Here is a 12,002-nt window from a genome sequence, read left to right on the forward strand (position 1 = left end):
GAGAAACAATGAGATTCCAATCACAAAAGGTCGCATATTGGTTCTTTGCAACTTGTATGTTACTCTTATCTTTACAAATCGTTTATGGCTTTATTATGGGTTTTGCTCGTATCGGGTTTGATGGATTACATGACTTTATTCCATTTAATACCGCTCGTGCAACACATACAAATTTACTCGTTGTATGGTTGTTAACTGGTTTTATGGGAGCTGCTTATTACATTATTCCTGAAGAATCTGACAGAGAGTTGTATAGTGTAAAACTTGCCTATATTCAACTTCTTTCTTGGGTTGTCGTGGGGGTGGTCGCCATTATCGGATTCCATTTTAACTGGTGGGAAGGTCGTAAGTTCTTAGAAATTCCAAGACCACTCGACTATTTGGTTGTTGTGAATGTTTTAACATTTTTGTTTAACATCGCTATGACGATCTGGCAGGCAAAAAAAAGAAGTACAACACAACTAGTTCTCTTCTTTGGATTGTTATGTGCTGCGTTATTATATCTTCCAGGTATGATTTACTTCGACAACCAAACTCTCGATTCCTACTTTCGTTGGTGGGTAGTTCATCTTTGGGTGGAAGGAGTATGGGAACTCATTATGGGTGGTATCCTTGCCTTTTTACTTATCAAACTCACTGGAGTGGATAGAGAAGTAATCGAAAAATGGTTATATGTAGTTGTTGGTTTAACTTTCCTTTCGGGAATTCTCGGAACAGGTCACCACTACTATTGGATCGGAACTCCTAAGTATTGGCTTATGGTTGGTGGAATTTTTTCTGCTTTGGAACCACTTGCTTTTCTTGGAATGGCAATCTGGGCTCTCAATATGTATCGCAAAAAAGGAAAAAACCATCCCAATAAAATTGCCCTATATTGGACTTTGGGCAGTGCCATGATGTCTTTTATCGGTGCTGGTTTCCTTGGTTTTGCACATACTTGGCCTGCTGTCAACCAATGGACTCACGGAACTCTCATCACTGCAATGCATGGACACCTTGCATTCTGGGGGGCCTACGCTATGTTAGTGTTAGCTGTGATTTCCTATGCAATGCCAAACCTAACTGGAAGAAAACTGTTTACTGGAATGTCAGGTTATTTGGCATTTTGGGCATCCAATATTGGAATGTTAGGTATGACTGGTGCACTCGCTGTTGCAGGGATCACTCAAGTGTATTTAGAACGTAAATTAGGTATGGACTTCCTCGTGGTTCAGAAAGAAATTATATTCCACTTTATTGGGATGTTACTTGCTGCCACACTATTTACGGTAGGGATCACTTACTTTATTGTGGATTTCATTCGACATGGTCTTCCATCCGATGAAGCTGTAGGAAAAAATGCAGGTGATCTCGAATAATCTATGTTAACGAAGAAAGCACCCTATTACGAACCAATCGGTAAGGAAATAGAAATCTTTCAAATGGCGGCAGAGAATTCTCTGCCGCTTTTGTTGAAAGGTCCTACTGGATCCGGTAAATCTCGATTTTTGGAGTATATGGCTCATACATTAGGCCGTAGACTCATCACAATTTTATGTAACGATGAAACATCCTCTGTAGATTTAGTCGGAAGATTTTTAGTGAAGGGGGCAGATACCATTTGGATGGATGGACCTTTAACAACGGGAGTCAAAGAAGGAGCCATAGTTTATTTAGATGAAGTGGCAGAAGCAAGACCTGACACTCTTGTAACCATTCACTCCTTAACCGATCATCGTCGTACTTTATTTTTAGAAAGAAAAAACGAAGAAATTCAAGCACATCCTGATTTTTTACTCGTAGCATCCTATAATCCTGGATACCAAAGAGGGTTTAAAGAATTAAAACCTTCCACCAAACAACGATTCCTTGGAATGGACTTCCCATATCCAAATGCATCCGTTGAGGAGAAAATTATTGTGGGAGAAACAGGAATCAATGATTCCATCTCAAAAAAATTAGTCCAATTTGCCGGGTTGGTAAGAAATAAGCCAGAGTTAGGTTTGGCAGAAACTGTTTCGACAAGGTTACTTGTATCTTGTGCCAAATTAATGGCAAAGGGTCTACCGGCGCGCTTAGCAGGAAGGACTGCAATCATTTTACCACTTTCTGACGATTTGGATACTGTCTCTGCTTTGCAGGATAGTTTTGATCTGATTTTTTAGGATACAACATTGGAATGGGATCAGTTTGTATTCTTCCAAGGTCATAAACTTTGGAAAAAAATTCGTAAAAAATTAACTCCACCAAATCCGTATTATGCGTATCAAATGGGGTTGGAAGAAGTTCGGGTTCTTCGTTATTTACAAACATTAAAAAAAGAACCTACAACTTTGATTCTTGGTGGGGAAACTGTCACGTTTGGTCCCAATTATTTAAAATTTCCAGAAGAAATACATTGGTTTCTATCAGAATCTATTTCTAAAAAATTTGTACGTATCTATCTTGCGTATTTAGCTTTTCTCTTTATTGGTAAAGAAGTTAAAACAAACCAGTCTTTAGATTTAAAAAAAATTAAGGAAGTAGGTTTCCATTCAAAAGAAAATTTCTTTTATCAGTTTCGAAAGTTTATCAAAGAATTTCAGGGTATTCGGAGTGATTGGAAGGAGATTCGACAAGAGAGATTAACAATAAGAAAAAAAGATCCAGTCCAACACCAAAAAATAAAGAAACTAATCACGGATACATCCTCTGCCATTTCCGATTTGAAACATGAGTTTCCCACAGGAAAAGATTTTATTTCGAAAACCGATAAACAAAAAATTGAATCCAAAGAATCCAAACAAAAATTAGATCCAAGTGATGCTGAGGTTTTGGAAGTCGATGAGAAAAAAATCGAAGAATATACGTTAGGTCATAATTTTGAAAAAATAGAAACGGTAGAAGAGTTTGATGGACAATGGCGTGACATTGATGGCGAAGAAGATATGGAGGAAGAGGAAGCACTACAAGAGCTAAACTTAAAACATATCATTCGTACAGAAGATCCTGTGCATACCACTAGAAGTAGTGAATCCGGAGCCGGAACAACTCTGGAAATTTTAGACGAAAAAATTTCGGGAAATCGTTTTTCCTATCCTGAGTGGGACTATAAATTAAAAAACTATAAACCAGATTATTGTAACGTTGTAGAGGAATTTCCCAACCAAAAGGATGTTTCTTACACAAAACATGTATTAGAAAAACAACATTCTACTTTGACCCAATTAAAAAAGAAAATGATGGCACTCTTAAACCAAACACGAATCAAAAAACGTTTGGTATCGGGAGATGATATTGATTTAGATGCACTTGTGGATCGTTATGCGGATATCAAAGCTAAAATCAGTCCATCAGAATCAATTTATATGAACCCTATTCGCGATGTTTCCGATATGGTTTTATACTTTTTGGTGGATTTGAGTTTGTCTACTGATTCGTGGATTCAAGAAAAAAGAGTATTGGATGTAGAAAGAGAAAGTTTACTTTTGTTCTCTGAATGTTTGGAAGATTTAAAAATTCCATTTGGAATTGCTGGATTTTATTCTAGAACTCGCAATTTTAACCAATTGATCCATTTAAAACAGTTATCAGAATCTTGGCAGAGTTCTCGGGACCGTTTGGGTGCACTTTCTCCCATAGGATACACTCGAGTGGGGCCATCGTTACGGCATGTGAATTCTATTTTAAAAGATACATCTTATAAACAAAAATGGATCATCCTCATTACTGATGCTCGTCCCAATGACTATGATAAATATGAAGGAAAATACGGAATCGAAGATGTGAATAAGGCTGTCGGTGAATGTTTGTTAAATGGAATTCAAGTGTATACGTTAGCCATTGGAACAGAAGAAAAACCAACCATCCCTGCGATGATGAGAAATGCAAGTTACCAAATGTTGTTTCATCCAGAAAGGCTCCTCGATTCACTTCAAGAGTTTTTTCGAAGAGCCATCCGGGTATAAAATTTAAAACTTTAAGCTGGTTTTCCGTCTGGTCTTGGGCTAAACAAAATCTTCGTGTATTGGATAATAAACAAACTAAACGCTAAAATCCAACAAATTCCTGATAGGTGGTAGGCCCAGGTGTATTTTCCAAAAAGTGGAAAAAATACTCGGACAATCACAGCAAAATTTAATATAATATAGGCACCTACAGTGAGAGGAGATGCAACAATGCTCCTTCCTGTATGGCCTAAACTCACACGAGTGATCATCCCATAGATAAAAACACCGATACCACCAACAGTCAGACTGTGGATTGCGGAAGACACGGGAAAGAAACCTAAATACACGAGACTATACAATAAAAATCCTAAACAAACCCAGAAGTAACCTGTATACAAAATCCAAAGGATTGGTTTTTTGTAAGATCTCCAAGGTTTCCATGAAACGTATCGTATCAGATTGGTAACAAACAAAGTAAAACTAACTAAAAAAGTCATAAGGAGAATCAAACTGGAAAGATTGAAATTCGCAAAATTCAAATTTATGGATTCACTATTGACTAAATAACCTTGGATCAATTTAGAAACATAAAATACGAATGGCAAATATAGGATAACCGTTTCTAGTTTTGGCATTCGTTTGAAAGAATATCCTTGTATGACAACACCTGTAAAGAAAGGAACAACTCGCCCGCCAATAATCAAAATGAGAAATAGAATTACAAAAATACTTAGATGAATGTATAATAAAGTCATTTCTGAATCTATCACAGATCTGGCAGAAAGACCAGCTAATAAGTGATAGACTGTAAATAGTCCGTAATGATAAAGAATCGGACGATTGTGTTTTTGCGTTGGCACTATGAGTTTTGGATAAAGCAAAAGGATTACCATTAAGTCGGAACTTATATCCAAACCAAAAGATAAATAAGACACAATCCCAAGTGGAAACATGGAAAATCTTCCTAAAGTCCAAAAGAGAAGGAGGAAAAATAGATTTTTTCCTTTTAAGATACTTGAGTTTGTCCAGTTCTGAACTGCAGTAAATAAAAATCCAAGGACAATGGCTTTGGAAAATCCAAATACCATTTCATAAGAATGCCAATGAATCGAGTTAATTTGAATGGGATTCGTTATCGCATTGGATAGGATTAATAACCAAATTCCGATCACTGAAATGCCGTACAACGAGCCGAACCAAAAAAATGGTCGGAAGGCTGTATTCCATAAACTCCACTGAAAAAAAGAAGTCTTCATGATTAGATCCTATTGGAAATTAGAATCATTTCATTGATTCAAATCAAGAACTAAGCCAAAATTTTAAGTAAACCTTCTTTGTCCAAAACGGAAATTTCCCCTTTTTGGTTATCAATGAGACCCTGATCTTTTAATTGTTTGAGTATTCTTGAAAATGTCTCTGGTCTTAGATAGAGAAGAGAGGCCATTTGTGTCTGTTTTAAAGCAAGCGAATCAGGTGTTCCATAAAATAAAAAATGTGCCACTCTCTGCATCGCATCCATTGTTAATCCGCGATTGATCGCTAAATTTAATGTATCAATTTTATTCATTAGTGAGTGCATGAGAATATGATTTAGTTCAATATTTTTATGTATGCGAGTTTGCACTTCTGATAGAGGCATTCTTAAAATCGTACTTGTTTTGGTGAATCTACCGGAAGCCGGATAAGGAATTCCTTGGATGACGGCCCATTCCGCGATGATACTGACGGGACGAAAGAATGTTAAAGTTACTTCATTCATATTCCCATCATATTTGAACACCTGAAGATCACCTGTTACTAATAAATCCATATAAGCAACTGTGTCACCACCGTGAAATAAAAACTCATCCTTTGTGAATGTAAGTTCCTGGCAACCTTCAAAGGCCTTTTTTAATGATTCTGGATTTGGTTGTGTCAGATACTTTATGATCATGAATTATAAAATTTATTTTTTCTTTTTAAAATTTGGAATCTTAATCTCAGTTTCTTTTAAAAATTTCCAAATTCGTTTTAAAGTGACTTTCCAATCTTCTTTTTCCGTTTTGATTGGAGTTGATTGATTTGTAGTTTTTGATTCTTTGATTGGTTGCAATTCGGAAACTGGAACGATTGCTGCAATGCCCAAATCAATTTTTAAGTATTTCTTTTTAATGATTTTGAAGTCAATCTTTGCACCTAATAGTCTTACGATCTCAAGGATGATAGCCCATTTTACCTTTATCGGAGTTAGTGTATTATAGTTTTCCACTAATTCACTAAACAATCTTTGTGAAACTTTCGGATTGCTGTGGAATAATAAAAATCGGAAATGAACATTCCCTCGTAAGTCTTGGGTAATAATTAAATCATTATGGTTGAATTCTTTGAATGGAGGAAAATCAACGAGTCTCACAACAACTGAGTTAATTAAATCCAGACTGTTGTGAATTTCTGTTTCTGGATTTACTTTAATCGAATAAGTAATGTCATCTTCTGGAATTACGTCGTTGATAAAAGAAACAAAGTTTACCTGTTCTTTAAAAGGAACTTCCTTTAAAACTTCCAACCGCGAAAGTTCAATGATATCATCCATTACATTGTCGATCGATGATTGTACTTCGATCACTTCTTTTACTAAGTTTTTATCCTTAGTTTTTTGAGTAGATTCTCGATAAGTTACTAACTTTTCTTTCATCGATTTCAAGGGACCTGAAATCATCGCATCCATATAATAAAATATTTTTTCTCGTAAAGAGTCTGCTTCTTTTAACCTTTCGTATCTATTCTGAAGTTTACGTTTCATCATTAAAAATTGGAAACGTAGTGCGAGAGTCATTAGAATCAAATAAAATAGGAAACTAGTTTCAAGAGAAGAAGGTGAATTTAAGTAACCTCTTTCAATTAAGATTTCCTTTAAAATAGAATACAGTAAATAAATAAGTGCAAGTAAGTGGATCGCAGATCCACGTTTCTGTTCTCGAAATTTGATAAATGTAACATATATCGCATAACCAATAACTGCTAGTAAATGAATATCCCAATAACCTATAAAGTTATACCAAAACACGGGATTCGAAACCAATGCAAAAACTGCGATAAATAAAAACTGTGTTAATAAATATAACCTTTGGTATTTAAAAGGTTTTAGTTCAAAGAAATCCTGAATAAATTTAATGAATCCATAAGGAAGGATTAGAAGAAATGAATATTCGATAAACTTTAGAATAGCAAATTGATTGATCAAAAAGAATCGGACTTCGTTTTTTGATAACTCATAACCAGAAAAGATAAGCGCTAGAATACTAAAACTGAGGTATTCCTTTTTATCTCTTAGGTTAAAGAAGTTAATAAAAAAGAATAATGCAATAAATAGATAAAATCCAACAAAGATTAGTTCTACGAGCGAATCATAAAGATTGCCGTTGAGAGCTTCCTCATAAGTAACGATACGAATAGGGCCAGTGATGATACCAGCAGAAGTTGAAAGTGAAGAATCAATTTTGATAATTAAAACATTTTCACCTTCTAACAATAGATCATGGGGAATCGGGTAGATTCTTGGTCTACCGAATGCAAACTCATCTGGATCTTTTCCGAAGGCAGAATTGTTCTTACCAATAAGAACTCCGTTGATAAATACTTCATCTGATTGGTATATTTTTCCAAGTTGGAGAGCTAAGGATTTTTGGTGTTGTTCCGTTGTTATTTCAAAACTTTTTCTGATCCAGATCGATCCACGGTAACTTCTGTTTAAGTTGCGAAAATTACTGGGAACAGTTGTGATATCCAGGTTATTTGCATTAAAGTCATTACTAAGTATATCTGCATTATTATTAAAATAAATTCCCCAATCTTCACCATCTAATCTTAATACAACGGTGTTTTCATCTGTGGAACGTGAACAAAATGAAACAAAAAAGAGTAAACTGAGAATAAGGATTCGATTGAATACAAAGGATTTCATTTTTTTTGTTTCTCCGGGATACGGATTGTAAATTTTGCTCCCATCCCTTCGCTTGATTTTAAACTTACAGTTCCACCTAGAAATTTTGTAGTGGCTTCCACTAAAGTTAAACCAATGCCAGCACCAGGGATTTCATTTTTTTTATCACGATATCCTCTGACGAATTTTTGAAAAATAGTTTCCATTTCTAGTTGGCTAAGGCCCATACCTTCATCCATAACAACAAGTTGATGATGTCCATCGCGGTTAAAAAACTCTATGCTAATATCTGTTTTTGGGTCAGTATATTGGTATGCATTTTCTATAAGATTTCTTAAGATACAGAATAATAATTCTTTTGGAAAATAAATTTCTAAATCGTTTGGTTTTACATCGATTGTAGTTGATTTTCTGTATTGTTCCAAATGGTTTTCGATATTCGAAACACAGTGTTTGATTAACTCGGATACAGAAAAAGTTTCGTAAAAAGGTATGTATGTTTTGTCCTCGAGTTTACGTAAGAGGATCGCTTCTTCAACCATATAACCCATGTAAGAAATATGATCTTCCGCTTGTTTGATTGGATCTAAATCGTGTTTTGCGGAACTAGTTTTGGCCTTGGATTTCTTTTTTGCAGCTTGTTTCGTGTTTGATTTCGATTGTTCTTTTGTGTAAACTTTTGTTTGACTTGTTGCAATATTATCAATGGCCTTTTTAATTTTTTCCATTCCTGATTTGAATTCAGAAGATAAATTTATTAAGAATCCAGTTTTGACTCTTTCCATTTGGATGAGTTCTTTTTCTTGTTCGATGAAGTTTTCTAATCCTAAAACAATATCGTTTGAAAGTTGGATCGAAATCATCACAAGAAATATCAAAAATCCAAGATACAACGTTCCTGGCATAGAAATGATTTCTAATGCGGAGAGACTATCGATTAGAACGGTAGGTAAAATACAGGCAATTCCGATGAGGATGAATTTCACCTTTGCGATGTTTGCTTTTCCATTTTTTACAAACAGGTAAATTACAAGCCCCATTGCCACAGGTAAAGTATAGTTGAAAAGGGCAATGACCAAAATCCAAGTTTTGGGAGTTCTGAAAAACAAAGTGATTACAAATAATGCAAAAAGAAAAACTTCGTAACCGAGTAATACCAAACTGCGTTTCATTTTCAGATATTGGTGCATGAAGTTTATAAAAAATACGGGAAGGCAGATGAGGACTAAAAGTTCTGCTACATAAGACCAAGTAAAACTATCAAATAAAATGTCTCGATGTTGTGTACGGATGAGAACATAAATTCCCATAAAAATGGAAAATAAAGCAAAGAAAAAGTTTTCACCGGCACGTCCACGGACAATCGAACCTACTAAAAAGTAAATTCCCATAAAGATAAATACATATCCGCAAACCATGGCAAAGGCTTCTTTCGAAAAAACTTCCTCACGTAACAGGCGTTCCTTCCCTATGGTAGGTGCTTCTTTGAGTCCATTGAGATTGGTTGCTGCATAAATACGAATGGCCATAATATTTTGGCCAGGTTTAAGAAGGTGGGTCGGTAGGGAATAAATTCGAATTTTTTGAAAGTCAACTTCTAGTTTGGGAAGTACCGTCCCTGTTTTATCGATTAAAGTTCCGTTTAAATAAAACTCATCAATATCTCGAATGCGACCAAGCTGGATTGCAATTGGTTCCACAGGAGTTGTATAATTTTCTGGCAAAAAGAAAGAACAACGGTACCAATGATAGCCAGTAAGGTTTTCTGTTTTTGAAATTCCATAATCAGGAACCGAACGTTTAACCCAGAAGGATTCCTCAACTGTTTCATCTCTCCAATCTAAATTGTCACCTTTTCTAAATAACCAGTCAGTTTTTAAAACGATTGGGTTTTCAAAAGATGTAATTAAGGTTCCGCAAGGTTCTGCCGCCAAACCGAATAAAGTTGGTAACAAAACGAATGCGAACCCGAAAACGAGTTGGTAAATACGGGTATTCGAAATCATATCGGCTCGACGTTTCGAATTGCCTCTTCGATTTCTTTGAGCTGAGTGGAAATCCTTGCGTCGATAGCACCCACGTCTGTTTCGATGATCACACCACCGCGGTCTACTCGAGAATCTTCGTAAATGTTTACTTTTCTCAGTGATTCCATTAGTTTGATTAGTTCGTCTTTGTGTGCTGTTGTTAGTTCCAAGTCGGCAAAGTTCACACGAATATCGATACGATCACGGTCTTTGATACGTTTCATTGCTTCACGAATGTTATTGAGTACAATTTCTTTACGTTCAATGATTTCGTCTTTGATTACTTTTCTTGCGATGACAAGAATCATTTCGACCATTTGTTTTTCGGAAGCCGCAATCATCTCTTCCCGAATATCGATCGCCTTACCAATGATAGTTCCTAATCTGTCAATGAGTCGTCTTACTTCCCCTTGACCTTTTTTAAATCCAACTTCACGTCCCGCATCATACCCTTTTTGGTAAGCTTCGTGTTCGATCTCAGCCTGCTTCATTTCGGCTTCTTTGATCATACGTTCGACTTCCATCTTTGCACGATCTAAGATCTGTTCTGCTTTGGCGCGACCTGAATCTTCTTCTAATTTGATTTTTTCTTTAGAATCCTGGACCATTTGGAAGGCTTTGGTTCTACCTTCTTCTTCAATGGCCTTTGCTTGTTTTTTAGCATCTTCTAATAATTGGCGGACTTGTTCTTCCGTTTCTTGGCGATACCTTTGGAGCTCTGCTTCGATTTCTTCAATCGATGGTCCTTGGTATTGTTCAATGATATTCCCTTCTTGGTCTATCTCGAAGTCTTCTTGTTCGTCGGTTTTATGAAATTTTTTGTACTTATCAGGAAGTTGGATTTCAACTTCTTCTTGTAAGTCGGCAATTTGAATGGGTTTAAAAACTAGTTTTGCCATATCCTTACTTCAATCTCCAAAGTTTCACTTTGCCTTCATCCATTGCTTCCCGCAAACGATCTAAGATCCCTTTCTGAGCTTCTTCAATCTCTGCCAGCGAAACTGGACCTAACGAATCCCATTCGATCTTTATTTCTTTCACAAGCCAAGATTCCAAATTGGAATACACTTGGTCACGAAATTCGGTCTCAACTCCTTTCAATGCGCAAGCAATGACGAGGGGATGGATCTCAGAAAAAAACCGAGTAAGACTCGTCCTTCCTAAATGTAGGAGGTCTTCCAAACGAAAGTAGTGTTCTACTATAGTTTCGGCATATTCTGGACTTTTTTTCTGAATTCGTTCAATTAAATTTTGCGATGGCAAAAAAGGTAGCCTTGTGAGAATTTCCCCTGCCGTTTTGGCTTTCCGGCTGCGAATTTTAGAAACCGGCATTTTTTTCTCAATCAGTTCCATTTTGAAGCGGAGAAACCGTTCGAGTTGGTCGCGTTCTCTGTCCGAATGGTAGTCAATTTCAGAAAGTGCTAAAATGATATCTTCCCTGTGGTTTTCTGGATATTCGGCTAAAACCTCGGAAGCCGTTTCCGGATCAGAAAAGCTGAGTACCCTGGCCACTACTTCTGAAGATTCGTCCATAGTCAAATGACGGAGCATTTCTAGGGAATATTTCGGTAGTTCCTGCCATAGGGGGGAGTTGGCTTTGGAATCTTCTTCTTTTAGAATTTCCTGGAGTAAGGAATACAATTCATTGGAATCTGGATGTTCGCTATTCGCATATTTCGCGCCCGATTTGTTAGGATTTCGGCGATAATCATCGCTATGCGTATAATCGCCATCTTTTGTGGGGGAATTTCCAAACTGAGGATCTGTTTTCCCCTCTTTTTCAGGGGAATTGTCGTGATTCGCATATCTCCCAAGGGAACTGGGGGAATAGCCGTGGTTCGTATATCCGCCCAAATTGGGAGATCCTGGCCTGGATTGTAAATTACCTGGAAGGCCTGTTGGGTTCGGATATTTTCCTTTTTTTTGCTGATTTTTTTGGAGAAAATTAGTAAAGGAAAGGAGAATGTCTTTTTCCTGCCGTTTTGTAGGGGAAGGATTGGATTCTACTTTGATCAGGAGTGATTCAATTTCTGCATCACTCAAATGGGCGAACACTTCATCCGGTAAATAGCGGCCGAGGATTTGGTAGGCAAGGGCGGCTTTGTTGGGTCCGGATGGAGTTTTCATTTAGGTGACATAATAACT

The 12,002-nt window shown here is 36.5% G+C and carries 9 protein-coding genes; 3 read left to right on the forward strand and 6 right to left on the reverse strand.

Annotated elements, in window-relative coordinates:
* Positions 1-8 precede the first annotated feature (8 nt).
* From EHR07_RS13880 to EHR07_RS13890, 3 genes are read left to right on the forward strand one after another with little or no spacing between them, the layout of a single operon-like run.
* Positions 9-1,358 carry a cbb3-type cytochrome c oxidase subunit I gene (locus tag EHR07_RS13880; RefSeq protein ID WP_135745613.1) on the forward strand — a complete coding sequence of 450 codons (1,350 nt, stop codon included), beginning with the start codon at positions 9-11 and terminating at the stop codon, positions 1,356-1,358.
* Positions 1,359-1,361: 3 nt separating this feature from the next.
* Complete coding sequence (locus EHR07_RS13885; protein ID WP_135745614.1) at positions 1,362-2,144, forward strand: CbbQ/NirQ/NorQ/GpvN family protein; 783 nt, start codon at positions 1,362-1,364, stop codon at positions 2,142-2,144.
* A 9-nt stretch (positions 2,145-2,153) separates the two neighbouring features.
* Positions 2,154-3,926, forward strand: coding sequence for a nitric oxide reductase activation protein NorD (locus EHR07_RS13890; protein WP_135745615.1), 1,773 nt, complete (start codon positions 2,154-2,156; stop codon positions 3,924-3,926).
* Positions 3,927-3,937: 11 nt separating this feature from the next.
* Here EHR07_RS13890 and EHR07_RS13895 read toward each other — a convergent pair whose 3' ends face one another.
* From EHR07_RS13895 to EHR07_RS13920, 6 genes are read right to left on the reverse strand one after another with little or no spacing between them, the layout of a single operon-like run.
* The gene (locus tag EHR07_RS13895) at positions 3,938-5,164 is read right to left on the reverse strand and encodes an NnrS family protein (protein ID WP_135745616.1); all 1,227 of its coding nucleotides are present in this window, start codon (positions 5,162-5,164) and stop codon (positions 3,938-3,940) included.
* Positions 5,165-5,214: 50 nt separating this feature from the next.
* The gene (locus EHR07_RS13900) at positions 5,215-5,841 is read right to left on the reverse strand and encodes a Crp/Fnr family transcriptional regulator (protein WP_135745617.1); all 627 of its coding nucleotides are present in this window, start codon (positions 5,839-5,841) and stop codon (positions 5,215-5,217) included.
* A 12-nt stretch (positions 5,842-5,853) separates the two neighbouring features.
* The gene (locus tag EHR07_RS13905) at positions 5,854-7,851 is read right to left on the reverse strand and encodes a 7TM-DISM domain-containing protein (protein WP_135745618.1); all 1,998 of its coding nucleotides are present in this window, start codon (positions 7,849-7,851) and stop codon (positions 5,854-5,856) included.
* On the reverse strand, positions 7,848-9,836 hold the full coding sequence (locus EHR07_RS13910) for a sensor histidine kinase (protein ID WP_135745619.1): 1,989 nt from the start codon (positions 9,834-9,836) through the stop codon (positions 7,848-7,850). The genes EHR07_RS13905 and EHR07_RS13910 overlap by 4 nt, the downstream gene beginning before the upstream one ends.
* Positions 9,833-10,756: a flagellar assembly protein FliH gene (fliH, locus tag EHR07_RS13915; RefSeq protein ID WP_002973208.1), complete on the reverse strand. Its 924-nt coding sequence runs from the start codon at positions 10,754-10,756 to the stop codon at positions 9,833-9,835. The genes EHR07_RS13910 and fliH overlap by 4 nt, the downstream gene beginning before the upstream one ends.
* 4 nt (positions 10,757-10,760) lie before the next feature.
* Positions 10,761-11,984: a FliG C-terminal domain-containing protein gene (locus tag EHR07_RS13920; RefSeq protein ID WP_135745620.1), complete on the reverse strand. Its 1,224-nt coding sequence runs from the start codon at positions 11,982-11,984 to the stop codon at positions 10,761-10,763.
* Between the last annotated feature and the right edge of the window lie 18 nt (positions 11,985-12,002).

Origin of the sequence: Leptospira bandrabouensis (assembly GCF_004770905.1) — a bacterium.
Taxonomy (GTDB): domain Bacteria; phylum Spirochaetota; class Leptospiria; order Leptospirales; family Leptospiraceae; genus Leptospira_A; species Leptospira_A bandrabouensis.

Bases quoted from the DNA above. Each gene is read 5' to 3' on its own strand.
- EHR07_RS13880 (WP_135745613.1), top strand. From the start codon at position 9: ATGAGATTCCAATCACAAAAGGTCGCATATTGGTTCTTTGCAACTTGT.
- EHR07_RS13885 (WP_135745614.1), top strand. From the start codon at position 1,362: ATGTTAACGAAGAAAGCACCCTATTACGAACCAATCGGTAAGGAAATA.
- EHR07_RS13895 (WP_135745616.1), bottom strand. From the start codon at position 5,164: ATGAAGACTTCTTTTTTTCAGTGGAGTTTATGGAATACAGCCTTCCGA.
- EHR07_RS13900 (WP_135745617.1), bottom strand. From the start codon at position 5,841: ATGATCATAAAGTATCTGACACAACCAAATCCAGAATCATTAAAAAAG.
- EHR07_RS13905 (WP_135745618.1), bottom strand. From the start codon at position 7,851: ATGAAATCCTTTGTATTCAATCGAATCCTTATTCTCAGTTTACTCTTT.
- EHR07_RS13910 (WP_135745619.1), bottom strand. From the start codon at position 9,836: ATGATTTCGAATACCCGTATTTACCAACTCGTTTTCGGGTTCGCATTC.
- fliH (WP_002973208.1), bottom strand. From the start codon at position 10,756: ATGGCAAAACTAGTTTTTAAACCCATTCAAATTGCCGACTTACAAGAA.
- EHR07_RS13920 (WP_135745620.1), bottom strand. From the start codon at position 11,984: ATGAAAACTCCATCCGGACCCAACAAAGCCGCCCTTGCCTACCAAATC.